Source organism: Marinobacter sp. SS21 (genome assembly GCF_028369065.1).
In the GTDB taxonomy this organism is placed as follows: Bacteria; Pseudomonadota; Gammaproteobacteria; order Pseudomonadales; family Oleiphilaceae; genus Marinobacter.
Genome location: NZ_JAQNDA010000001.1, coordinates 170903 through 195588, shown reverse-complemented (window position 1 = coordinate 195588; position 24686 = coordinate 170903). Strand labels below are relative to the sequence as shown.

23 protein-coding genes and 1 tRNA gene are annotated in these 24686 nt (G+C 62.1%); 8 read left to right on the top strand and 16 right to left on the bottom strand.

The genetic code is table 11. The features are described from left to right. Positions 1-212: 212 nt before the first annotated feature. A complete protein-coding gene (locus N6L25_RS00885; protein ID WP_271977100.1) occupies positions 213-833 on the top strand; it encodes an RNA polymerase sigma factor in 621 nt (206 codons plus the stop codon). Next, a complete protein-coding gene (locus N6L25_RS00880; protein ID WP_271977099.1) occupies positions 827-1081 on the top strand; it encodes a zf-HC2 domain-containing protein in 255 nt (84 codons plus the stop codon). Before N6L25_RS00885 ends, N6L25_RS00880 begins: the two co-directional genes overlap by 7 nt. 22 nt (positions 1082-1103) lie before the next feature. Here the strand turns inward: N6L25_RS00880 and N6L25_RS00875 are convergent, their stop codons facing one another. Together N6L25_RS00875 and N6L25_RS00870 are read right to left on the bottom strand one after the other, a co-directional pair. Continuing rightward, positions 1104-1829 (bottom strand): DUF6969 family protein, encoded by a 726-nt coding sequence (locus N6L25_RS00875; protein WP_271977097.1) that lies wholly within the window; start codon positions 1827-1829, stop codon positions 1104-1106. A 60-nt stretch (positions 1830-1889) separates the two neighbouring features. Then, a complete protein-coding gene (locus N6L25_RS00870; protein ID WP_271977096.1) occupies positions 1890-2381 on the bottom strand; it encodes a c-type cytochrome in 492 nt (163 codons plus the stop codon). A 4-nt stretch (positions 2382-2385) separates the two neighbouring features. Here N6L25_RS00870 and N6L25_RS00865 point away from each other — a divergent pair, with 4 nt between their 5' ends. After that, entirely contained in the window at positions 2386-2706 is a 321-nt protein-coding gene (locus tag N6L25_RS00865) for a hypothetical protein (RefSeq protein ID WP_271977095.1), read from the top strand. A gap of 148 nt (positions 2707-2854) precedes the next feature. Here N6L25_RS00865 and N6L25_RS00860 read toward each other — a convergent pair whose 3' ends face one another. Then, complete coding sequence (locus tag N6L25_RS00860; protein ID WP_271977094.1) at positions 2855-3805, bottom strand: DUF3179 domain-containing protein; 951 nt, start codon at positions 3803-3805, stop codon at positions 2855-2857. A gap of 99 nt (positions 3806-3904) precedes the next feature. Further along, positions 3905-4528, bottom strand: coding sequence for a YbhB/YbcL family Raf kinase inhibitor-like protein (locus tag N6L25_RS00855; RefSeq protein WP_271977093.1), 624 nt, complete (start codon positions 4526-4528; stop codon positions 3905-3907). A gap of 299 nt (positions 4529-4827) precedes the next feature. Between N6L25_RS00855 and N6L25_RS00850 the strand changes: the two genes are divergently transcribed. Then, complete coding sequence (locus tag N6L25_RS00850; protein WP_271977092.1) at positions 4828-6138, top strand: NAD(P)/FAD-dependent oxidoreductase; 1311 nt, start codon at positions 4828-4830, stop codon at positions 6136-6138. A gap of 27 nt (positions 6139-6165) precedes the next feature. Here N6L25_RS00850 and N6L25_RS00845 read toward each other — a convergent pair whose 3' ends face one another. The 5 genes from N6L25_RS00845 to N6L25_RS00825 all read right to left on the bottom strand — a co-directional run bounded on the left by N6L25_RS00845 (position 6166) and on the right by N6L25_RS00825 (position 11904). Next, positions 6166-6561 (bottom strand): hypothetical protein, encoded by a 396-nt coding sequence (locus N6L25_RS00845; RefSeq protein WP_271977091.1) that lies wholly within the window; start codon positions 6559-6561, stop codon positions 6166-6168. Positions 6562-6572: 11 nt separating this feature from the next. Then, a complete protein-coding gene (locus N6L25_RS00840; RefSeq protein ID WP_271977090.1) occupies positions 6573-7739 on the bottom strand; it encodes a hypothetical protein in 1167 nt (388 codons plus the stop codon). Then, positions 7736-9328: a sensor histidine kinase gene (locus N6L25_RS00835; RefSeq protein ID WP_271977089.1), complete on the bottom strand. Its 1593-nt coding sequence runs from the start codon at positions 9326-9328 to the stop codon at positions 7736-7738. Before N6L25_RS00835 ends, N6L25_RS00840 begins: the two co-directional genes overlap by 4 nt. A gap of 2 nt (positions 9329-9330) precedes the next feature. Then, positions 9331-11559, bottom strand: coding sequence for a putative bifunctional diguanylate cyclase/phosphodiesterase (locus N6L25_RS00830; RefSeq protein ID WP_271977088.1), 2229 nt, complete (start codon positions 11557-11559; stop codon positions 9331-9333). 271 nt (positions 11560-11830) lie between these two features. Continuing rightward, positions 11831-11904, bottom strand: a tRNA-Gly gene (locus N6L25_RS00825). A gap of 124 nt (positions 11905-12028) precedes the next feature. Between N6L25_RS00825 and N6L25_RS00820 the strand changes: the two genes are divergently transcribed. From N6L25_RS00820 to N6L25_RS00805, 4 genes are all read left to right on the top strand, one after another. Beyond that, positions 12029-14458, top strand: coding sequence for a sensor domain-containing diguanylate cyclase (locus tag N6L25_RS00820; protein ID WP_271977086.1), 2430 nt, complete (start codon positions 12029-12031; stop codon positions 14456-14458). An 89-nt stretch (positions 14459-14547) separates the two neighbouring features. Then, positions 14548-16269: a potassium/proton antiporter gene (locus N6L25_RS00815; RefSeq protein WP_271977085.1), complete on the top strand. Its 1722-nt coding sequence runs from the start codon at positions 14548-14550 to the stop codon at positions 16267-16269. A gap of 283 nt (positions 16270-16552) precedes the next feature. Then, positions 16553-17005, top strand: coding sequence for a L,D-transpeptidase family protein (locus N6L25_RS00810; protein WP_442915196.1), 453 nt, complete (start codon positions 16553-16555; stop codon positions 17003-17005). Positions 17006-17220: 215 nt separating this feature from the next. Beyond that, positions 17221-17502 carry an Lpp/OprI family alanine-zipper lipoprotein gene (locus N6L25_RS00805; RefSeq protein WP_271977082.1) on the top strand — a complete coding sequence of 94 codons (282 nt, stop codon included), beginning with the start codon at positions 17221-17223 and terminating at the stop codon, positions 17500-17502. Positions 17503-17582: 80 nt separating this feature from the next. Here N6L25_RS00805 and N6L25_RS00800 read toward each other — a convergent pair whose 3' ends face one another. The 7 genes from N6L25_RS00800 to N6L25_RS00770 all read right to left on the bottom strand — a co-directional run bounded on the left by N6L25_RS00800 (position 17583) and on the right by N6L25_RS00770 (position 24461). Next, on the bottom strand, positions 17583-18365 hold the full coding sequence (locus N6L25_RS00800) for a slipin family protein (RefSeq protein WP_271977081.1): 783 nt from the start codon (positions 18363-18365) through the stop codon (positions 17583-17585). A 64-nt stretch (positions 18366-18429) separates the two neighbouring features. Then, positions 18430-19893 (bottom strand): NfeD family protein, encoded by a 1464-nt coding sequence (locus tag N6L25_RS00795; protein ID WP_442915191.1) that lies wholly within the window; start codon positions 19891-19893, stop codon positions 18430-18432. Positions 19894-19919: 26 nt separating this feature from the next. Beyond that, positions 19920-20672, bottom strand: coding sequence for an SDR family oxidoreductase (locus N6L25_RS00790; protein WP_271977079.1), 753 nt, complete (start codon positions 20670-20672; stop codon positions 19920-19922). Between the two features lie 27 nt (positions 20673-20699). Beyond that, positions 20700-21755, bottom strand: coding sequence for a L,D-transpeptidase family protein (locus N6L25_RS00785; protein ID WP_442915190.1), 1056 nt, complete (start codon positions 21753-21755; stop codon positions 20700-20702). A 70-nt stretch (positions 21756-21825) separates the two neighbouring features. Further along, positions 21826-22386 carry a TMEM165/GDT1 family protein gene (locus tag N6L25_RS00780; RefSeq protein ID WP_271977077.1) on the bottom strand — a complete coding sequence of 187 codons (561 nt, stop codon included), beginning with the start codon at positions 22384-22386 and terminating at the stop codon, positions 21826-21828. Positions 22387-22615: 229 nt separating this feature from the next. Next, positions 22616-24007, bottom strand: coding sequence for an MDR family MFS transporter (locus tag N6L25_RS00775; protein ID WP_271977410.1), 1392 nt, complete (start codon positions 24005-24007; stop codon positions 22616-22618). A gap of 28 nt (positions 24008-24035) precedes the next feature. Next, positions 24036-24461 carry a MarR family transcriptional regulator gene (locus N6L25_RS00770; protein ID WP_271977075.1) on the bottom strand — a complete coding sequence of 142 codons (426 nt, stop codon included), beginning with the start codon at positions 24459-24461 and terminating at the stop codon, positions 24036-24038. Positions 24462-24686: the final 225 nt, after the last annotated feature.

The window sequence follows — 24686 nt, the reverse complement described above, 5'->3', positions numbered from 1 at the left end:
TAGACAGTCCATAATCCAGAATGTTACAGGCCAACGGTCACATATTTATAACAAATGCCTCAAGAAAGCTAAAAAAACTCCTTGTGCTGTCTGGCCTTAGGTGGGAGCGTCACGAACGGCAAGGCGTCACTGCCAGATTCCGCCATCAGCAGGAACTTTTCCCCGTTCCGATGGACTCACCCAGCGATCGAACAGCGCCAGGACCCGTGACCATGAGCATTGCCGTACAGCACCAGGATGAATCCCAGCTGCTCCATCGCCTGCAGGCCGGCCACGCCGACGCCTTTCATGAGGCCGTGAGAACCTACACCCCCGGTATGCTGGCGGTGGCCCGCTATTACACTGACCCTAGCAGTGCCGAAGACATCGTACAGGACAGCTGGGTGAGCGTGGTCGACGCCATCCGGCAGTTTGAGGGCCGGGCCTCGCTGAAAACCTGGCTGCACCGCATCGTGGCCAATCGGGCCAAGAACCTGCTACGCAAACAGGGACGGGAAGTCACCATGGATTTCGCCGACGCCCTCGACCCGGCGCTGGCGGCCCGCTTCAAACCCAACGGGCGTTGGGCGGTCCCGCCCCGGATCAGCACCGTCGAGTCCGCCGAGGCTTTGCTGGAGAATGGCGCGCTCAGCGAGTGCCTGGACAAACACCTGGCCCACCTGCCGGAGAACCAGCGCTCGGCACTGCTGCTGTACGAGGCCCACCAGCGTCGTTCCGATGAGGTGTGTAACATTCTCGACGTCAGTGCATCCAATCTGAGAGTGCTGCTCCATCGGGCGCGGCAGAAAATCTTTCTGATGGTGGAACAGTTCCAGGAGACCGGCGAATGCTAATGTGTCGAGAGCTTGCAACCAAGGCCAGCGAGTACCTGGACGATCGGCTGGGGGCCGGTGAACGGCTGTCCATCAAGATGCACTTGCTGATGTGCCGCCGGTGCCGGGCCTTTGTCGGTCAGCTGCGCAACAGCATCACGCTGATGGAGGCTCATTCCAGCCAGCGGCTGGCACCGGCTTACGCCGAGCGCCTGGACCACGAAATCCAGCGCGCCCTGGCCAACGCCAGCGGGGACAACCCGGGCTGAGCCCGACACCGACCCGGATGGCTCAGGTACCAACCAGGGTGGCAGTGGGTTGGGATCTCGCCGCCAGCTCCTCCAGCAGCATCCCCCGCCAGAACTCCAGATCAATGGGCAAGGCGCCGGTTACCTCCAGTTCGCGATCCTCCAGCACCGCCGGCAAGCAGCCGGGTTGAGCCAGCAGCACCCGGTCGCGGTGCCGCAGCAAGGCTTCGATTTGTGGGCGGTAACAGCGCACCATGGCAGAGATCCAGCGGTTCACCGGCCAACTGGGGTTGGCGTGATCAATGGTGAAGCGGTCCAGTAGGGCAATCACCTGGTCCGCCGGTAGCCAACTTTCATCGGTGACCCAGCGATTGACGGCAAAGAGTTCGAGGGGATAGCCCCAGGCATCCATGGCGATGGCCACCAGGTGCACCACCCGGTCCTTACCGGTTGGCCCCAGCACTGGCACCCAGTCAGCCTCAATGGCGCCGTCGCGGACAAACAGGTGAAAGTGGCCATGTTCATCGTGGCCTTCGCGGTGGGCATGGTAGTAGTACTGGGCGTGGAATTCCCGGTCAAAAACGTCGTCCTTGGGGTAGTGGTCCATTTCGTAGAAGTCGCCCTGGCCCTTGAGCACCTCACCCACCACATTCAGCCCGCCTTTCTTGAGCACCCGGTAACACTCCTGGATTTCCTCGGCGCCCGCCAGGCAGTCGCGCACCGTCTCCAGGCTCAGGGCCTGCAGGCTGTTCATCTCCGGCTCAAACATCACGGTTCTCCTCATGCCCGCAGCGCCGGCCTGATCCTGGCCGAGGCTGCGGGCATGCTTTCAGGCGGCCGTATCGGCCCGGGTGGATGGGGCCCTGGTCGCACAGGGGTTCTTGCCGGCGCAGGGATTCTTGCCCTCGCAAGGATTGCACGGATTGCAGGGATCGCACGGATTACAGGCGCCGCAAGCGCCGCTCTTGAGGGCGCAGGGGTTCGCCGCCACACGCTTCTGGACCTTTTCCATATACGCCGTCAGCGCCGCCAGGGCCTCGCTGTTCCACGCCAGGGGTTCCGATGCCATGGGCCGAACCATGCAGATTTGCACCATTTCATCCAGATGGACCTCGTCCATACCGAACACGTTCTTGGCCATGGCGACGGAATGCGGGTAGGCGTTGGCAAACGTTGCGTTGTAGCCTGCATCGTTGTTGTGGCAGCTGGTACAGGCCAGGCCGTTGGAGCTCAACGACGTGTCGTTGAACAACTGCTCGCCCCTGGCCATCAGCGCACAGGGGTTGCCCTGGTACGGTTCATAGCCCTCGGGGCGGGTCACTTTCTTGGCCGCGCAAGGGTTGGGGGCCGCGCTGCAGGCACCGCCGGCGGCGCAGGGGTTGCAGGCGCTGCAACAGGGATTGCACTTGGCCGCACAGGGGTTCCTGGTGGCGCAGGGATTGCGGGCCGCACACGGGTTACTGGCGCAGGGATTGGCGGCACAACAGCCGACTTTCACCGCACAAGGGCTGCAGCCCGCCTTGCACTGCTGGCTTGCCCGGCATTGTCCGCGGCACGGCGAGCAGGGCGTACACCCTGCCAGGGCGGCACCACCACCGCCCAACATCAAGGTCATCAGGGCGGCAGACCACCAGGTGGCACGGTGATGGTCATGAACGGACCGGATCGCCCGTCTCAAAGGCTTTGAGGTGAACATGGGTCTCTCCTGGTTGAAGTTAAGCTCGACCAACCTTTTTAGGTTAGCTCAAACCAGAGACACGTCACCGGCGTCAGCATTACAGCTGGCGTGCAGTTTTAGGGTGCCTGGAATACGGCGGTGTCCGGGTGGAAGGTATACCAGGCAAACCAGAACGCCCGAATGGCCGCCACCGGCTCGCCGGCGGCGGTGGTCAGGCTTGCGCTCGGCACGTCCGCATCGTAGTGCACCAGCACCTCCTGACCGCCTACCCGGTCGCGAACCGGACCGCCGGCTTTGGCCAGTTCCGGGAACGGCCAGGCCTTGCTCTCGCCCTGATGCGTCCACCCCAACACCCAGGTTTTGGGGTGAAAGCGCCGACTGCTATGGGTCACCGGAAAAAAGATCCGTTCGGAGTGGTCATAGTCGCCGTAGGGAGAGCGTCGGTAATCCCGCCGATGTCCGGTGTCGGTCGACAATACCTGGCCGCGATCACCCACCCGCTGCTGCCAACCGCGCCAGAGTTCATGACGCACCGCCACGCGGGTCAGCAAGGTACCGGCGAGTGGACCTGCGATGGCCCGCCCCTCAATCTGGGACCAGAGCGATTCGGTCTGGCGGTCATACATCAACAGGTCGCTGTTGTAGAGCAACCCGGATACGCCGAACGTCAGGTAACGGTCTTCCACCACCGGGTCGAAACCAATGCCGGTGCCACACAGCGGACAGAAGGTGATCAGCACTCCGGACTCGCCAACCCGGTGGTTGACGATCTCGTGCCAATTGAGGATGCCGATGGGGTAAGCGAAGCTGTGCTCGCCCAGCTCCAGGGTCAGCATCAGGTCATCCGGACGCCAGAGCCTGGCCGCCTCGGGGTCAACGAATCTGGGTTGATCGATGGCTGGGATGCCGTCACGGGGAGGGCCGCCGTGCAGGATGTCCGCAGCCGGGATCAGCGCCCGGCTCAGATCAAATCCGTTCTTGCTCTGGGCCAGGGCACTGTGTGTTCCCAGCACCATCAGGGCAAACAGCCCCACAACCAGCGAACGGCAACCCATTAGCACCGCCATGGCCACACCTCCACAACATCGATCAGTGTGGCTTAGACACCCGGAAGGCCGGCTTGTTACAGCGGAGTTCCGGCGCTCCGGTATCGACCCAGCAGGGCGTCAGCGCAGATTGGGGTTGAGCGTGTAGGTACCGGTGACCCGGGCACTGGCCAGAACGTGGCCAGCCATGGCCTGGCGTACCGCCTCGCCGTCAAAGTCACCACTAAGCCCCAGACTCGCCACGTCCAGCGCATGGAGTTCGAAATGGTAGTGGTGCAGGCGCTCGTCGTTCCAGGGCGGACAAGGGCCATCGTAACCGGCGTAGGTGCCACCCATATCGGGATTGCCAGCCAGGAACTGGGTGTAGTTATTGATACCCCGGATGCCAATGGGCCCCGCTCCGGCGGCTTTGCCCTTGGGAATCACGCCGTCGCTGTCTTCGCCTTCGGGAATGCGACGGACCTCGGCGGGAATATCCACCAGCAGCCAATGGAAGAAATCGACTCTCGGCAGGTCCCGGGGAATGGTCCGCCCTTCCTGATTGACATCGTCCGCAACGCTGGGCACATCGGGATCAAACATGGTCACGACGAAGCTTTTGGTACCCTCGGGGACCGCATCCCAGACCAGTTCCGGATTACGGTTGGGGCCAAAGCTCATATGATCGTTGGCGTTGGGCACGCCGAAGGCAAACTGCTCGGGAATTGGCTGGCCATTGTGGATACCACTGACGGTGAGTTTCACACGTTGCTCCTTATACTCTTACTCTGGGCGTTAAGAGCCTCTGGATGACTCCTGTACTGTCTCATAGGTTGTAGCAGCTCGCCGGATTTGTTGTCCAGAGACGGCGGGAGGGATTTCGGTTGCGGCGGCCATTCCACGATCTCGATAATGTGCGCCTTTTGATCCATTGTTTGATGTTTGGCGCAACGTTAGCATAATAGCGCCCCGTCGCCGGTATTCGGGGCGCACAACACGAGTAGGGAAAGCCAAGGATTTTGCCCCCAGAGTGCTTGGCTGTCTTTACTTTCAAGGAAACCGTGATGGAAAACCTGCACCACATTGTGGTCGTCGGCGGTGGTGCCGGCGGTCTGGAACTCGTGACCCGGCTGGGCAACAAGCTGGGGCGCAAGAAGAAGGCGCGCATTACCCTGATCGATGCCGTGCTGACCCACGTCTGGAAACCGCTGTTGCACGAAGTGGCCGCCGGCTCGCTGGATGCCAGCACCAACGAGATCAATTTCCGCGCCCACGCGCGCAAGCATCACTACGAATTCCAGCTCGGCCGGATGAATGGCCTGGATCGGACGGACAAACGCATCACCCTGGCGCCGATTCGTGATCAGGAGGGCGAGGAAGTGGTGCCGGAACGGCACGTGAACTACGACACCCTGGTGATCGCCGTCGGCAGCACCGCCAACGATTTCGGCACTCCCGGAGCCCAGGATCACTGCCTGTTCCTGGACAGCCTGGCCCAGGCCCGGCGCTTCCACACCCTGTTGCTGAACGCCTTCTTGCGGGCCAACCACGACGCCCAGCAGGGCCAGGCGGGGCAGTTGCCCATCACCATCATCGGCGCCGGCGCCACCGGGGTGGAACTGGCTGCCGAGCTGCGACTGGCCTCCCGCGAGCTGCCGGTCTACGGCATGAACGCGCTGCGGGCGGAAGACGTCAGCATTCGCGTGATCGAGGCCGCCGACCGCATTCTGCCGGCCTTGCCGAACCGGCTCTCCGCCGCGGCCACCCGCGAGCTGGAGCGCCAGCAGGTGCAGGTCCTCACCGGTCAGCCGGTGAGCGAGGTCCGGCCTCAGGGTGTGGTGATGAAGGATGGCACCGAACTGACCTCGGCCATGACCATCTGGGCCGCCGGCATCAAGGCGCCGGCGTTCCTGACCGAGCTTGACGGCCTGGAAACCAATCGCGGTAACCAGCTGGTGGTAACCCAGACCCTGCAAACCCCGGCGGATAACGACGTGTTCGCCTTCGGCGACTGCGCCGCCTGCCCGCAACCGCAGGCCGACCGGTCGGTGCCGCCCCGCGCCCAGGCCGCCCACCAGCAGGCCGATACCCTGTATCAGAGTCTGGTCAATCGGCTGCAAGGCAAGGAAGTGGTGGCCTTCGTGTACAAGGACCACGGCTCGCTGATCAACTTCAGCCGCTACACCACGGTGGGCAACCTGATGGGCAACCTGTCCGGGCGCAGCATGTACATCGAAGGCAAGGTGGCGCGGCTGTTCTATGTCTCCCTGTACCGCATGCATCAGGTGGCCCTGCACGGCTTCCTGCGCACCGGCGTGATCTGGTTGATGGATCGAATCAGCCGGGCCATGCAACCGCGCCTCAAGCTGCACTGAGGCCGTCGATCGACGCGGAACGGCTGGCTAGAACCGATGCAGGATGGTCAGCCCTTCCGCCAGTTCGACTGGCAGGTAGCCAATGGCACCGCCATCCTGCTGCAGCCGCGCAATCAGGTCGTCGACACCCAGCTGCCGGGGCGGCCGGCCACGCCCGGTGAATACCTGCTTGGCACGGTAGGCCCGCATCTGAATCAACGACATGGAGAAGGCGGTAAGGTAGAACTCAGCTCGATACTCGGTGCTGTCCAGATCGTAAACCACCACGCTGTGACCCTCGGCGGTCGCCGACGACTGGCCAAAATACAACTTCTGCAGCTCTTCGCGGCTAAGCTGAACTAGGGCGCTGTCGGCGCCCGACACCACCACCAGCTCCCGGGCCTGCGCCATGCCCGACATCAAAAGGGCGATCAACGTTATCACCAGACTTCTCATCAAAACGCCCAATCCAAGACCAGGGTATACAGATTGACATGGCCATCGGGGTCCCGGTCAAACACGCCGCGACTATCGGGTGGGATACGGATATGGTCCCACTGGCCCTTGACGGCAAGGCCGGGCAGGACATCCCAGCGAAGCCCCATCCCCAGGGTAGACTGATCGGACTTTCTGGCGTCAATGAGGCTGTTGGCCACCACCCCCGCCATGCCCGTCAGCCCGGTCTCCGGCTCGGTATTCAGAACGGAGCGCTTCGAATAGACAGCGTAGGGCAGGAACACATCGAGGTAGCGCCCAACCGTAATGGTGAAGGCCTCCAGTTCGGGGTAGAAATGGCCTTCGGAGTTAAGGTGTATGTATTCCAGCAGTGCCAGCCAGCGATGGTCGTTGTACTGAAAGCCCAGGTTGTAATACAGAAAGTCCGAGTCAAAGCGGTATTCATGTTCCGCCGATGGCTGCTGGAGCAGCTGATCCAGGCCTGCCAGCTCCGAATGATCCAGATCAATGGAAAGATTGGCCAGCATCAGGCGCAGGTTCAGGTTATTCCTCGTCACGTTCAATGCGGCCCCGTAGATCGGCTCAATCTCGACATCCAGATCGGCTGAGTGATGTCGGCTGACGAACAGATCCAGCGTTGTGGCAACGCCGGTGGTGGGCAGCCTCAAGGCGAACCAGAGGCCATCGGAGTGGTCAAAATCGTTCTCCAGACCATAGACCTCCAGCGGCGGTCGCGCCCAGGGTTGACTATAGCCCACGTAGCGCTGTTCCGAGATCTGGAATAGCGGTGTGATGAACCGGCCGAGGCGGACGGTCAACCAGGACGCAGCGTCGAAATCGATGTACGCCCACTTGGTATCCAATTCGTAGTCGTCGTCCTCGTCGCGGGTGGCCAGCCCCTGCCAGGTGATGTTCCAGCGCTCGTTGACACGGTATTCCAGTTGCAGGCCCAGCCGGCTGTCAAAACCGGCGGAGGGCTCGTCACCGATATCCTGATCCTGCAGATTGTCGATGGCAACGTCATCGTCATCAACGGCGGCAACCCCAAGAGTGCCGTAGGTATTGAAAAACAACCGGTCTTCGATCAGTTCCCAGGCCAGCGCGGGCGAGCTTAACCCGACCGCAAGGCACAACAAGCCAACGGCGTAGTAGCCACCTCGTCTCATGCAATCACCGACGTATCTGAAGAGTTTTCTGCTAGGGTTTGCGGGCACAGCGGCAGGCGCAGGGTGAAGGTTGCGCCCTGGCCTGGCGCCGATGCCACCGACACCGTTCCCCCCAATACCGCCGTGGACAGGTTGTACACAATGTGCAATCCAAGCCCACTACCGCCCTGACCCAGGCGGGTGGTGTAGAAGGGGTCAAAGATCTTGCCCAACTCCGCTTTCGACATACCCCTGCCATCATCCACCACGGTAAGGATTACCTGATCGCCGCCCTGACGTTGTGCGGCCACGCTCCAGTGGCCAGCCTGGTCCGGCTCGAAGGCATGAATCATCGCATTGTTGAACAGGTTGGAAATCACCTGGCACAGTGGGCCCGGAAAACTGTCCAGCTCGATGTCCGGCGGAATATCGAAGTGCGTCGTCACCGGCCGGTGCCGGATGGTGGGTTGCAACGTGGTCAACAGGTCTTCGACGGTTTGGCGCAGGTTGAAGTGGCGGCGCTTGGAGCTGGTCTGGTCAACCGCCACATGCTTGAAGCTTTCCACCAGATCGGTGGCACGGCTGAGGTTACGGGCCATCAGTTGCGTCGCCTGGTTCGCATCCGCCACGAATTTTTCCAGGGTCGACTTCCGCAGTCCCTGGGCCATGGCCCGGTTGAACTCCTGGGATTTATGATCGAACGTGGTGGCCACCGTCAAGGCGTTGCCAATGGGCGTGTTGAGTTCATGGGCCACCGCCGCCACGATACTGCCAAGACTGGCCAGCTTTTCCGACTGCACCAGGTTCTCCTGCGACAGTTTGAGCTGGTCGAGGGTCTGCACCAGATCGTCATTCAGAGTCTCCACCTGCTTGCGGCTGTCGTTCAGCTCAATCACTCGGGTGCGAATGGCTTCGCGCATACGATCCATCTGCCAACTCAGTACCCCAATCTCGTCCCGGCCCCGGTCGGTGGCCGGCACTTCGTATTCACCCTTGGCGATCTTGCGGCTGCGCAGCAACAAGCCGTTGAGCCGCCGATTCATTTTCAGCAGCACCCAGAGCGACAAGCCGCCCATCAGCAGCACGATCAGGCCCAGACCGAGCAGGCTCCGCTGCAGGTAGTCCTCGAACAGGCGCTGGGTGGTGTGATGAATGCTGCCCAGCGAGACGCCGTAGTGCAGCAGCCCGACATTGTCCCGATCCAGCAAGATGGGAATGGCAACGTGGTACTGGGTCTGGGCCAGCAACTCAGGAGTAATCGGCAAATTGGCGAAGGTTGTGGCCAGATCCGGTGCGCCCGGCGTCTGTGCAACCGTCTCGCCCTGCTCGTTGGTCAAGGCCAGGTAAACGATACCCTCACCACCGGTGTCGATAAATTCGTTCAGAAACGGGGCTATCTGGCTCACCGAATTGCCGGTGCCCAGGTGTACGGATATGGCCAGATTCAGGGTCTGGGAGTAGGTGGTGACCGAGTGGGCCAGGTTCTCGATCAGCACCCGTTCGGACACCTGTTTGGAGTTGATCACCTGCATACAGAACAGCAGAATCAACGGCGCCATGACCAACAACAGCAGCTGGGTGCGAATCGAGTGATACCAGCGAACCCGCATGCTCAATCGGCCCCAGCCAGCAGTTCCACGATGTCGGCCATGGGCATGGGCCGGGCGTACAGATAGCCCTGAAAACTGTGCACCTGCATCTCGCTGAGGAGTTGGGCTTCGGTTTCCTCCTCGATGCCTTCCGCCACCACTTCCAGGCCCAGCGAAGCGCCAAGCTCGATGATTGACTTCACAATGGCAACGCCGCTGGATTCCTTCAGCTTCTGGATAAACGATCGATCCAGCTTGAGCTGATCCACCGGTAGTCGGGCCAGATAGGAGAGGGACGAGTAGCCGGTGCCGAAATCGTCGAGAGAGATCCGCACACCGGAGGCTTTCAGCCTGAGCAGCAGTTCGATGGCGCTGTCAATGCCGCCGGCGATGGCGGCGGATTCGGTCACTTCGAAGGTGAGGCTGGTACTGGGCACGCCGAAACGTTCGGCACAGGTCCGGCACCGATCGACGATGGACAAGTCGTGCAACTGGGTACCGGAAATGTTGATGGCCACCGGCCCGGCCTGCGGCACCTGGCGCAACAGCTCGGCATACTCCCTGAGCACCGTGTTCAGCACCCACTGGAACAGTTCATTACTGAGTCCGGCGGTTTCGGCCAGGGGCACAAATTCAGCCGGCGAGACCCAGTGGCCGGCGGGATGGGGCCAGCGCACCAGCGCCTCCATGCCGTGGAAGCGCTGCCCGGCAACATCCCATTTGGGCTGGTAGTGCATCACCAGCTGGTTATTGCCGATCGCCTCCACCAGGTCCCGCAACAGCTGGATGTTGCGACGCCCGTTCTCCAGCGCCGATACCGGAAAATGGGTGAGGCCACGACGCCGGTGCTGTTTGGCGTCCTTCATGAACAGGTGCGCGGCACTCAGCAGCTGGCGGCCACTCAGTTCCCTCTCATCCAGATTAACGGTGACCGCAGTGGCCATCAGCTGCACCGACAACCCCGTCAGTTGCACTTCCAGATTCAGGATAGCCTCAACGCCGCCCTGGTCGACGGCATTGGAGAGCACGGCGGCGAAGGTGTCATCTCCCAGGTGGGCAAGGAACTCACTGACGCCTCGCAGCCCATCCTGCAAACGATCAGCGTACAGCCGCACCAGCTTGGCGCACTTCTCCGGCCCCAGGGTTTCCAGAAAACTGTTGTAATAGTCGATATCGATCAGCAGCAGCCTATGGCGATTACTCTGCTCCGGCCGGCGATCGAGCCACTCCTCCAGGCTCAAGCGATTGGGCAGTAGGGTAATGGGGTCAAAGAAGGCTTGCTGATGCAAACGCTCGATGAGCGTCAGATTATCGGACATCAGGCCGATGTTCTGACCGAATACCCGCAACAGCCCCTGTTCCTCACCGCTCACTGTGCGCCGGGTGTCCACATACACCACCAACGAGAAATGCTGGCCGTGACAGATCAACGCGGTGCCATCGCTGCCAAAATAGGGCTCGTTGCTGGCGATCACCCGATCGATCAGTTGCCGCTGCAATCCCGAGCTGATCTCCTGTTTCGAGCGAGCAATCAGCCCCTCATAGCGGCCGGTGGCGGCCACGATGGTCTGGTCGCTCAGCTCAAGGGCCTGGCCCACGACTTGTTCATTAGGGATCGACACCACCACCATCCCCTCGGACCGGGTCAGGTTCAGGAAAGCGCCGATTTGGATCAACACGCCGTGGGAAAACTGGCGAAAGCCCTCGCTGCTGAGCAGGTCGCGGGTCGAGCTAATGATCTGCTCGAGGCCGCGATGGCTGGCTTCAAGCCGCAAGATTTGCTGGTAGCTGCGTAACGCCGCGGTCAGCGAGGTGATCAAGCGCACCTGGGTCAGTTCATTCTTGACCCGGTAGTCGTTGATATCGTATTCGCTGATCACCTTCAGCTCCGGCGCGTAACCCGCCTGCCCCGTGCGCAGGATGATCCGGGTTTTGGACAGCTGGAGCTCGTTGCGAATCTGGTCGGCCAGGCGCAGACCGGCATCGGACGACTCCATCACCACGTCGAGGAAGATGACTGCGGGTTCGTCGTGGGCACTCAGGTACTGGTAGGCCTCGCCCGCCGAATAGGCGGACTGTAATTGAACCTTCGCCCCCAGGATCTCGACATCCGCAAGCGCAAAACCGGTTGACTGATGCACTTCCGGGTCGTCATCCACCACCAGAATCTGCCAGTGATCGATGGCGTCGGCCGCCAGCGGCTCCACCTCGGTTTCATCGTCTTCAATAAACACCAAGGTGTCGTCTGTCATGCGGACCTCCTTGTATCGGTGAGTTTCAACGGCTGTTGCAACGATTCCCAGACACCGCAGGCGACACAGCGCCACCGCAAGCCCGGCACCCACTCAAGGTAGTACTCAACCGAGGGTTATTCCAGAACGATAGGGAGCATATAGCGGTGGCGCATGGGCCGAGCGGCCTAGTCTTCACTGATACTAGTACATATGTACAGAAACCACACACCTAACGGGCAGGGATGCGTGGTGGCGTCCAGGGCGGGATTACGGCAGGAAAGCGGAAACGTGGAGCGGGTGAAGGGAATCGAACCCTCGTATGCAGCTTGGGAAGCTGCCGTTCTACCATTGAACTACACCCGCACAACAGGGTACGACGGTAATATAGGGCCAGCCTGATGCCCAGGCAAGCCCGTTGCGATACCCGCAGGCAACCAATCCACTCCTGTGCAATACTTGAGTAAGTAAACCAGCCTGGTATGCAATCGTGGCCCACTCTTCCCGCTTCAACCGAGAGTTGTTCGTTTACGGTTGGCCCGTGGCGGTGACTTTCCTGCTGGGAATGTTGTTCACGGTGTACTTGACCCATCGAATCGACGAAGCCGAGGAACGTCTGGCCCAGTCCCGCTTTGCCCAGCTTGCCCAACACCGCATCCAGCTGGTGGATGCGGTGTTGTTTCGGCAGCTGCAGGATGTGGACGCCCTGCGCCGCTTTCTCACCCAGGAACCGGCTCTGGACCGGCACCGCTTTCAGAATCTCATCCGCGCGCCCGAACGGGTCAAGATGGCGGTCGCCTGGGTGGAAAACGTGCCCCGCTCCCAGCTCGACGACTTCCTGAACCGTATGCGCCGGGAGTATGGCCCGTCGTACCGGTTACAGCCGCCGCTGGCTACGTTCAAATCGGCCCTCAGCCCAGGGCTGCGCCTGTATCCGGTCACCTACCTGCACGCCTCGCCGGAGCACATGGATCTCACCGGTGTCGACCTGGGGCATCTCCCGGGCCGGCGCATGGCCTTTGATCGGGCGCTCGCCAGTGGCCAGACCGTGTTGTTGCCTCTGGAGCCTGACCCGACCGCCACTGAGCCCGCCACCCGTCTGCTGTTGATTGCACCGGTGTTTCGCTACGGCACCGGACTGGACGTGACCGAACGGCATTTCGGCAACCTGCGGGGCTTTGTCTACTTCCAGCTCGACCTGGGCAGCCTGATCCAATCGGTGGCCATTTGGCCGGAAGGGCGGCTGGAAACACCGGTGGACCAGGATCACGGCATCCAGATGATCGTGGCCGAGCTGCCCGGAGAGGCGTCGCCGCCGCGCCGGCTGTACACACCACCAGGTTTCCAACAACTGCCGGCATTGAACTACAGTCTTGAACTGACCCTGGCTGATCGGTTGTTTCGGATCACCGTCTACCCCGAACACCCCGAACGCTGGCACGATCGCTCCGCCGCCATGATGATGTTTTCCAGTGGCACCCTGGCGGCGACCCTGCTGGCCGGTTACCTGGCCTTGCTGCTGTTCCAGCGGCGCCGGGCCGAACGCGGCGTGTTCCATCGAACCCGGGAGCTGCAAGAGGCCAACGCCTACCGCGCCAGCCTGCTGGCATCGGCCGTGGACGTCGCGGTCATTGCCACCGACCAGAACGGCATGATCACCCTGTTCAGCACCGGCGCCGAGCATCTGCTGGGCTATGCCCCGGAAGACGTCGTCGGCCACAAAACCCCCATGGACCTGCATCACCCGGACGACCTCCGACGCTGGCAACACAGGCTGGCCAACCAGCTGGGACACCCGGTGACCCGCCAGGAGGTCTACGCTGCCGCCATCGAAGCCGGGCTGCAACGGTCACAACACTGGGTCTATCTGCACCGCAACGGCGAACTGCGCCAGGTTCAACTCACCCTGTCCACCATTCTCGATGACAAGGGCCGTGGCTTGGGCTACCTCAGTATCGGCGTCGACATGACCGACTACATTGGCGCGGTGCAGGCGTTGCAACGCAGCGACCACCTGCTGCGCGATCTGTCGGCGGAAGTCCCCGGGGTCATTTTCCAGTTCCTGCTGCGAGCCGACGAAACCAGCTGCTTCCCGTTTATCAGCGACGGCGTCGAGAAAATTTTTGAAGTCACCGCAGACGAGGCCAAGAACAGCGTTCGGGCGCTGTTCTTTCGCTTGCACCCCGATGACAAGGAACAGGTTTACAACGACATTCGCCAGTCCCAGGAGTCGCTCACGCCCTGGGTCAGCGAATTCCGGGTGCAGTTGCCGGAGCAGGGCATCCGCTGGCTGCGCGGCGACTCCAGGCCGCAGCGGCTGGACGATGGCGCCACCGTCTGGAACGGCTACATCGCCGACATCACCACCATCAAAGACCTGGAGTTCAAGTTGCGGGAGCAGGCCACCATCGACCCGCTGACGAACACCTTCAACCGCCGCCACCTGAGTGCCCAGTGGCCCCAGGCCATGGCCCGCTTCCGCCGCACGGGCATACCGCTGTCGATGATCATGCTGGATATCGATCACTTCAAACGGATCAACGACCGCTATGGCCATGATGCCGGCGATGAGGTGCTGGTCCGCCTCAGCCGGTTGCTTACCGACGAGGTGCGCAGCACCGACACCGTTTACCGGATGGGTGGCGAGGAATTCCTGGTGGTGTGCGAAGACACCCAGCTCGGTGGCGCCAATACCCTCGCCAAGTCGCTGTGGGAGAAAGTCCGCAACAGCCCGATGCCGTTCGTCGACCAGATCACCGCCAGCTTCGGCGTCACCGAGGCGAAACCGGGCGAAACCATGGACACCGCCTTCAAACGCCTGGACGACCTGCTGTACCGGGCCAAGCGCGGGGGCCGGGACCGTGTGGTCAGTTCCCAGCACGCGGCCAAGCTGGTGACCCGGGACAACCCCCAGCGCTGATCGGGCACCCGGTGACCGTCCGCTACGATGCCACCTTAATCCCATCACCGGGGTTTGGTATGATCGAGGGCTGATCCACGGGAGAAGGCATGGATTCCCTTTTAATCCTCATTGGCGCCCTGATGCTGATTATCAGCATCGTCCTGAGCCCCCTGTCCAGCCGGGTTGGCATGCCGGTGCTGTTAATCTTCCTGATCGTCGGCATGCTGATGGGCGAAGATGGCGCCGGCGGCATTCAGTTTGACAACTTCGAACTGGCGTTCCTGATTGGCAACCTCGCGTTGGCGGTCATTCTGCTCGATGGCGGTATGCGCACCCGCGCCGACACCTTCCGGGTGGGGCTGCGGCCGGCCCTGATGCTGGCCACCGTCGGTGTTTTCATCACTGCGGCAGGGGCCGCGATCATCGCCCATTGGGTGTTCGACCTGCACTGGCAGACGGCGCTGCTGATTGGCGCCATCATCTCGTCCACCGACGCGGCCGCAGTGTTTGCGCTGTTGCAGGGCCGGGGCCTGCACCTCAACGAACGGGTCAGCGCCACCCTGGAGATCGAATCCGGCAGTAACGATCCCATGGCCATCTTCCTCACCATCGTGCTGGTCACCATGATCGCCAACCAGCAGGCTCACGCCGGCTGGCAGGGCCTGATCATGCTGGTTCAGCAGTTCGGCATTGGCGCCGTGCTGGGGGTGACGGGGGGCTACGCCATCGTCGCCGTGGCCAACCGCATGCGCCTCACACCGGCGCTGTATCCGTTGCTGGTGGTGGCCTCAGGCATCGCCGTGTTCGCCGCCACCAACGCCCTCGGCGGCAGTGGCTTTCTGGCGATTTACCTGGCCGGGGTGCTGGTCGGCAACCGCCATGTGCGGATGATGCCGATGATCCTGCAGGTACACGACGGCCTGGCCTGGCTGGCGCAACTGTGCCTGTTCCTGATTCTCGGTCTGCTGGTCACGCCCTCGGAGCTGCTCCCGCTGGCCGGAGGTGGCCTGGTGCTCGCCTTGGCACTGATTTTCGTCATCCGCCCGCTGGCGGTGCTGACCACCCTCTGGCCCTTTGGTTTCAATCGCCGCGAACTCGGTTTCATCAGCTGGGTTGGCCTGCGTGGCGCGGTGCCCATTGTGCTGGCCCTGTTTCCGGTGATGGCGGGCCTGCCCGAGGCGACCCTGGTCTTCCACGTGGCGTTTTTCATCGTGCTGGTGTCATTGCTGATTCAGGGCACCACCATGGCCCCGCTGGCCCGCAAACTACGCCTGGAAGTGCCGGCGGGTGAAGATCCCTACCGCCGGCTACCCCTGGATGTCGCCGCCGCCGGCGACCATGAGCTGATGCTGTTCCCGCTCCGCGGCGAGCAGTGGCAGGCAAGCAGGCCGCTGAGCCAACTGCGGCTGCCACCCAATACCGCCATCGCCGGTGTCTTCCGCCAGCGCCTGTGCCACCAGCCAACGCCGGCATTGGAGGTCACCAGTGGCGACGTCATCGCCATTTTCGCCATGCCGGAACTGTTGCCGGAGCTGGGCAAGGCGCTCAGCGGCCGACACATCCCCGGCTATCTGACCGAGCGTTCCTTCTTTGGCGACTTTGTGCTCAATGGCGACGCTCTGCTGGGCGACGTGGAGCAGGTCTATGGCATCGACTTCGACGAGCTGCCACCGGAGCTGTCCCTGGCAGAGTGCTTCGCGCGCCGCACCAAGGGCCACCCGGTGGTGGGGGACCAGGTGGTGCTGGGCCCGGTCACCCTGGTGGCCCGGGCCACCGACGCCGACCGGGTCACCAAAGTTGGCCTGAAAGTCGATCACCAGGATTCGTAACAACAACTGTAACAAAATGAAGACAATGCCATGTTCGCCCGGCAAACAGGCTGTGATATAAAAAGTTTCTAAACAATCGTTAATCCACGGGACCGCTGAACAACTGCCGAATCGCCTTTGGTTTACAGAACCTACGACCATCCAGGCGAACAGAAGCGATTCGGCAGTGATGCATCGGCTCCCCAGATAAGGAATCGTTTTGCGTCATTTCGACTTTCCAATGTGGGCTTTCCTGCTGTTACCCCTGGGGATGTCACTCATGTCCTACAGTCATGGCTCGGAAATGGCGACCAGCGCCATGGACCCGCTGCTGCCGGTCAGCGAGGTGCTGGTGCGCAAGGACGAGCGCCGACTGTATCTGCTGGCGGGTGAGCAGGTAGTACGCAGCTACCGCATCTCGCTGGGTGACAACCCAGTGGGCCACAAGCTGTACGAAGGCGACGAGCGCACCCCGGAGGGCGAATACACGCTGGACTGGCGCAATCCCAACAGCGATTTCTATAAGTCCATCCACATCTCCTACCCCAACGACCGCGACCGGGAGCTGGCCCAGGCCTGGGGTCTGAATCCCGGCGGCAGCATCATGATCCACGGCCTGCCCAACGAGGCGGGTGACCTGTCCTTTGCCTACCTGGGGCTGGACTGGACCAATGGTTGCATCGCTGTCAGCAACGAGGAAATGGAAGAGATCTGGCAGTTGGTCGCTGACGGCACCCCAATTCGCATTACCCCCTGAAGTCGCCGGCGCAATCTGGACGCCGCTCATCATCTTTCATTAAGTTGTTGTCATTCCCGGAAATCTTTACCTATAGTGAGTTAACATTCTCACCGAGAGTGTTTTACACTAATTCACGATTCCGGTTGTCGACGCCGTGTGGGCACGAACTAACTGGATTTGGTTATACTGCTTCTGCTCCACAGGAAGTAAACGACTACAGAAGAGGAAAGAATATGCGTAAGTTGACGATCGCAGGGTTTGCACTGGCCACCGTTATGACTGCGGGTTGTGCCACCACCGATCAGGGCGCCATTGACGAGGCAAATGCCAACGCGGCCTCCGCCGAGCAAACTGCCAGCAACGCCATGACCACGGCGAACAACGCCGCCAGCGCTGCTCGCTCTGCCCAGCAGACCGCCGAAGAAGCTCTGGCTGCCGCCCAGGCTGCCCAGCGTGCCGCCGATGAAGCCAACGAGCGCGCACGTCGCATGCTGGAGCGCTCCAGCCAGAAGTAAGGCTAGCCTCAGCGCAAAAAAAGCCGGTCGCTACGACCGGCTTTTTTGTGGCTGTCCCGCCCAGCCTCACGGCCGGGCCATCAGTTTTCGCCCCCTGGGGATGTCTCCGGCGCATGGCGCTTGATGAAACCTTCGACCAGATCCAGGGGCAATGGAAATACGATGGTGGACGAATTGTTGGTGCTCATGTCAGACAAGGTCTGCAAATAGCGCAACTGCATGGCGCCGGAATTGGCCGCCATCACTTTGGCAGCCTCCACCAGCTTCTTCGAGGCCTGCAATTCGCCCTCGGCATGAATCACCTTGGCACGGCGTTCCCGTTCCGCTTCGGCCTGGCGGGCGATGGCGCGGATCATCGACTCATTGAGATCGACGTGCTTGATTTCCACGTTGACCACCTTGATGCCCCATTCCGCGGTTTGGGTGTCGATGATGTCCTGGATATCGGAGTTCATCTTGTCCCGCTCCGCCAGCATTTCGTCGAGATCGTGCTTGCCCAGCACCGAGCGCAGCGTGGTCTGGGCCAGCTGACTGGTGGCGGAGCCGAAATTCTCCACCCGGATGATGGCCCGTTCCGGATCCATCACCCGGAAATACAGCACCGCATTCACCCGCACGGTGACATTGTCCCGTGAAATGACATCCTGGCCGGGCACATCGAGGGTGATCACCCGCAAATCGACCCGAACCATCTGCTGGATGCCGGGGATGATGATAATCAGGCCGGGGCCTTTCACGCCCTGGAAGCGGCCGAGGAAGAACACCACCCCCCGTTCATACTCCGGCAGGATTTTGATGGCCGAGCCGAGGATCAGCAGCAAGACCACGGTGGGCGCGATGTAGGGAATCAGGTCGCCAATCATAGTGCCTCCTTAGGCATTGGAAAATCCACACGGTCCTTGAGGAGCGTCTGCATCACTCCTTAGTTCAGGATAGTCCCTGAGCCGCGGATACCCGAACCGTGAGGCCGTCGATCGCCACCACCTGTAACGGCTGCCCGGCCTCAACCGGCCCTGAGCTGACCGCGTTCCAGCGCTCGCCGCTGAGCCGGACATGGCCCCAGTATTCGCCTTCGCGGGCGGTAAAGTCGTCCAGGGCCTGGGCCGGCTCGTGGCTAAGCTGTTCCAGGCCGGTGACCGGATGGCGCTTACGCAGGCCGATGAAACGGGTAATGGTCCAGAGCATGAACGCCGCCGCCACCAGGGCAGTGCCACCGATGGTGGGCAGGGAAATCTCGCTGTGACTGCCGTCCATCAGGATGATCGAGCCCACCACAAAGGCGATGATGCCGCCGATGCCCAGCATGCCGAAGCTGGGCATGAAGGCTTCGCCGACAATGAACGCCAGCCCCAGCAAAATCAGCGCCAGCCCGGCGTAGTTCACCGACAACACCTGGAAGGCGAACAACGCCAGGATCAGGCAGATCGCCCCAATCACCCCCGGCACCAGGGCCCCCGGATTGGACATCTCGAAGATGATGCCGTAGAAGCCAATAATCATCAGGAAATAGGCCACGTTGGGGTCGGTGAGCACCGACAGCAGGCGGGTACGCCAGTCGGCCTCCACCCGCACCAGCGTCAGGTTGGCGGTCGCCAGCTGCCGGTCACCGATGGCCAGTCTCACGGTTCGGCCATCGAGCTGACGCACCAGATCGCCCAGGTTGCTGGCCACCAGGTCAATCACGTTTTGTTCCAGGGCCTCGGAGGCCCCCAAATTGACCGCCTCCCGCACTGCACGCTCGGCCCAGTCGGCATTACGGCCATGGCGCTGGGCCAGGCCGCGAATGTAACTGACTGCATCTTCCAGGATCTTGCGCTCCATCGCCGAGCCGCCACGCCGTTTCTCATCCTCGGCTTCGGCGTCCCCGGCGGCAGCGTCGTCAGCGCGATCGTTACCGGGTTCGGATGCCGGCTCTTCCGTCGGCTCCTGGCTGCCGGGCAGCCCCCCCATCTGTACCGGCGTGGCGGAGCCCAGATGGGTCGCCGGCGCCATGGCGGCGATATGGCTGCCGTAGAGGATGTAGGTGCCGGCACTGGCAGCCCGGGCCCCTTCCGGGGCCACGTAGCTCACCACCGCCACCTCGGAGGCGAGAATGGCCTTGATCATGGTGCGCATGGACTCCATCAGCCCCCCGGGGGTATCCATCCGCAAGATCAGTACTTCCGCCCCGGAATCCTCCGCCTGTTCGATGCCCCGCACCACATAGTCCATGGTGGCGGGGCCGATGGCACCATCGATGGTTAGTACCAGGCCGGTACGTTCGGCGGGTTCCTGGGCCCAAAGCAGGGACCACAGCGGCAACAGGGCGAGCATCGCCCCCAACAGCAGGCAGGTAAGCCAGCAGAGGCTGGCTCGGATTGGTGACGGTCGATCGGATTGGGTCACAGTCATATCACCTTCCCCAGATCGTGGACCGATCAGAACAGGCGGGCCAGCACCGAAACCGGAAGTCGTTTGAGCACGAAGCCAAGCGGAGTCCATGGCCAGCCCGGCACAAACAGTTCCGGCTTTTCGCTTTCAATGGCCTTGACCATGGCGGCACAGCCGGTTTGGGTGTCCACGATAAACGGGGTGTTCTTCACTTTTTCGTTGATCGCAGTACGAATATAGCCCGGATACAGGGTGGTTACCCGAATCGGCGACTTCTTCTTCGCCAACTCCACCCGCAAACCTTCCGACAAGGCCGCCAGGCCGGCCTTGGTGGCGGCGTAGGTGGTGACGTTCTGCGGCATACCGCGGACCGCGGTCACCGATGACACCGTAACCAGGTGACCATGGTTCTGGGCGCGGAAAATTTCCATGGCCGCTTCCATTTGCGCCAGCGCGGAGACGAAATTGGTCTCGGCGGTCTGCCGGTTGGCGTGGAACCTTCCCGTCCCCAGCGGCTGGCCCTTGCCGACGCCGGCGTTGACGATGATGCGGTCCAGGCTGCCAAGTTCCTTGTGCAGGGCGTGGAACACCTCGAACACCTGGTCATGATCGTCCACGTCCAACGCCCGCACACAGATGGTCAGACCCGGGTGGGCCTGGAGAAGTTCCGCACGCAGCGCTTCCAGCTGTTCCAGGCGCCGGGCACACAACGCCAGGTTGTTGCCGCGGGCGGCGAATTCCCGCGCCATACCGGCGCCGAGGCCGGAACTGGCCCCGGTAATCAGGATATTACGTGTCATGGGGGATGCTCCTTGCTCCGCAGCGCCTCAAAACCAGAGCTGCGGACTGGTCGGTTGGGTGTCCTGGGCAGGGCGACGGTCGGCAGGACCATCGTGACGGTGCTCTTCCGCGGCCACCCGGGTCAGCCGCTCACCGATAAGGCGGGGCAGGCCATCGCCCTGGTCCACCGCCAACTCCACCGCCTGGCGCTGCAGTTCAATGTCCGGCATTTCATCCCGCAAGCGCGCCAGCCGCGTCGATACCGTCTGCCACAGGCGGTCACGATCCGCTTCGTCGTAGTTTTCTTTGGGGCGATGCACTTCCAGCCAGATCTCGTTGCCACTGACGCCAACCTTCACCGGCTGGTGAATGACCTGCACCGAGGTACCGCTGGCAACCTCGCCGGCCAGGTAGCTGATGTCTTCGTTATACATCCGAAAACAGCCGTGGCTGACCTGCATACCCACGCCAAAACGCTTGTTGGTGCCGTGGATCAGATAGCCCGATTCGCTCAGCAACAGGGCAAAGGGCCCCAGGGGGTTGTCCGGTCCCGGCGGGATCATGGCCGGCAGGTAGTCCCCGGACGCGGCGTATTCGGCGCGAATACTCTTGGGTGGATACCAGGCCGGTGATTTCAGGCTCATGGTGACGGTCGCGTTGGTCAGTGGCGACGGATTCTCCTCGGTGCCGACGCCCACCGGGTAGACCTCAACGCCGCCATCGCGGAAATAGTACAGGCGGTACTCCGCCAGGTTCACCACGATGCCGTCACGCTCGGTTTCCGGCATCACATACTGCCGTGGCAGGGTGATGGTGGTGCCCTCGCCGGGCAGCCATGGGTCTACCCCCGGATTGGCCTTGACCAGTTCCAGGTAGCCCAAGCTGAGGCGGTTGCCGAGCTCGGCAAAGGTATCCTCATAGCGGGTCCGATGCGCCTTGAGGTCACCGGCGATATCGCCATCGAGGCTGAGGAGCGGCACCCTGCGCTCGGCCGCTACCGCCTCGGCCATGGGCGCACTGGCGCCGGCATCGGCCAGCACCAGGCCGCCTGGCATCAGCAGCAGGGCCAGGCCGAGTCCAATCCAGTGTTGTTTCAACGCCATAATCACCTTGTCCGGAGGGCGATCCGCCCCCTCGTTCGCGCATGTCCTGACGGTCAAGTGTCCCGTCTGGTTAATTCGTTGACCAAACCGTGACCGCCGCCAGTACCAGGAACAGGGCACTGGCGCCGATGCGGGCGGTCGCCAGCGGCAACCGCGCCATCAGCCATTTACCGGCCATGATAACCGGTACGTTGGCTGCAAGCATACCAACGGTGGTGCCGACAATCACCCACAACGTCTCGCTGAAGCGGGCCGCCAGTACCACGGTGGCAATCTGGGTCTTGTCGCCAATCTCCGCCAGGAAAAACAGCACCGTGGTGGCGACAAAAGCGCCCAGGCCCAGGAATCCGGAGTCGTCATTGTCATCCTGGTCGGGGATCAAAAGCCACAGCGCAATGGCGACAAAGCTGAGCGTCAGGATCCAGGGCAGCCAGGCCGGCGGCAACCAGCTTGCCACCCAGGCGCCAAGCCACGCCGACAGCGCATGATTGAGCAGGGTCGCCACCAGAATACCCAGAATGATAGGCGTGCGCCGGGCAAACCGGCCAATCAGAAACAGCGACAGCAGTTGGGTCTTGTCACCGATCTCGGCAATGAATACCGCCAGTGATGACGCGAGAAAAGCTTCCATCAGAACACTCCAGGGCGGACTACCAGACATGAGACAACGCCATCGTCCGCCCACGGCAGATGGTGCTGTCCCAGGTCTTGCCAATCCCCGCTGCAATTGCCGCGTGGACGTAATGGCCATGGAGATGAGCTCCAAGTGTGTTGACCATTACCCGCCGACCACCAGGGCCGGCGAAGGCTACTCCCCCGAGAGGAGCTGTATTGTAACGACACCGCCGGCGCAAACGCAATCACGCCCGCATCCGCCACACCGGAATGATGGCCAGGGCCACGAACACCGCCACCAGCCACCAGGCGGTGTGAAAGGCGGAAAGGCTAGGCAGGCCGCCGCTGTGCTCACCAAACTCCAGGGTCAGCGCCACAGCGTTGATGCCGTAGGCCCCACCCAGCTGACGGGTGAAGTTGATGACACTGGAGCCTGCCCCCAGCTCCTCCACTGGCAACGGGTTCAGGCCACCGGTGGACAGCGCCGGCAGCATGAAGCCTAATCCGATGCGCCCAAGCACCGCCCACAGTGCCAGCCAACCGAACGCCAGGGTCAGCTCCGACACCGCAAACAGCAGCGCCGACAAGGTGAACAGCCCGATACCCAGCACGATCAGCGCACGGGCGCTGTAGCGGTCGGCCATACGCCCGGCCAGCGGGAAGGTCAGCCCCAGGGCAATACCGGCGGGCAACATCAGTAAGCCGGCGTCGGTGGCCGAGTAACTCAACGCGGTCTGCACGAACAATGGGATCAGGTAAGTAGAGCCAAACAGCGACAAGCCCAGTGCCAGGGCACCGATGTTGGCATAGACGAAAGACGGCCGCCGCAACAGACTCAACTTCAACAACGGGTGGTCAGTGCGGCGTTCACGGATAATGAACGCCAACAGAGCCAATATCGCCAGCCCCGCCTCCAGCGCTATCCCACTGCGCGTGGCCAGATGGGATTGCAGACGGTTGAGAGCATCCAGGCTGGCCGCCACCGCCAGCCCGAGGCACAGCAGCCCCATCAGATCGAAGGGGTAGGGCGCCGGACGGGCAACCGGCAGCGGCAGGAACCGCCACGCCATGAACACCCCCAGCACCGTGATCGGTGCCGGTGCGAACATGACATAGCGCCAGTCCAGCTGATCCACCAGGAAGCCGCCCAGCACCGGACCCAGGGCCGGCGCCAGGATGACGCCCAGGCCATAGATACCCATGGCCTGGCCCCGGCGCTCACGGGGGAACACCCGGAACACCAGGTACATGGCCATGGGCTGCATCAGTCCGGCCAACGCGCCCTGGGCAATACGGGCGGCGATCAGGCTCTCGGCATTGGCGCTGAAGCCGCCCAGGACCGAAACCAATGAAAAAGCCGACATGGCGACCATCAGCGTCTTGCGTAGGCCGAAATGATCCAGCAGCCAACTCGACGCCAGCATGGTGGTGGTCATGGCGGCAATGAAGCCAGTTGCCAACCAATGGGCGGTGCCCTGACGAATGCCGAACTCGGACATGATATCCGGCAACGCGACGTTGACCACGGTGGCGCTGAGCACCGTCGCCATGGTGCCCAGCATCACCGTGCACACCGCCAGCCAGCGCCAGCGATCGCCGTGGCGGGCTTTCAGTGCCTCGACCGTATTGCCGCTCAGAATCCTGCCTCCCCTGGCCGGCGAACGCTTACTGCTGACGTTCCGCGTTTACCATGATTTTCTGGAACACCTGCAGCGCACATTCGATCTCGTCATCGCCAATACCGGCCAGCATTTCCTCGCGCAGCGCCTGGGCCCGGTCGTTCAGGTCATCCATGAAGCGTTCGCCGGATTCCGTCAGGAACAGCCGTCGGGCGCGGCGATCGTGCTGGCAGGGCCGACGCTCAATCAGCCCCTGCCCCTCCAGGCTGTCGAGCAGGCGCACCAGGGTAGGGTTCTCGATTGCCATCAGACTGGCCAGTTCACGCTGGGTCAGGCCCTCGCCGCCCTTCTGCAGGTAGACCATGGTGGTCCAGCGCGCCTGGGTGACCCCCAGATCCTTCAGTCGTTCGTCCAGCAGCTTGCGCCAACGGCGGGTTACTCGGGCGACGGCAAAGGGAAACTGGTCTCTCATAGGGTGGTACTCCGCAACACCAAAAAATTGATTTGAACCCGAAACAATGGATTCACCAATAGTAAGCTAATTATTGCCATGAAAACAGAATAGGCATCTCATCCGGCATCCGCATTTACCGAGAGCCCGCCGGCCTGAAAGCGCCGGGGCGCCCGCTGTTTGACATTGTTTTACATTAAGGCGACGTAACCCACGCCAGTTCTCCGAAGCGGTACCATGAAGCGA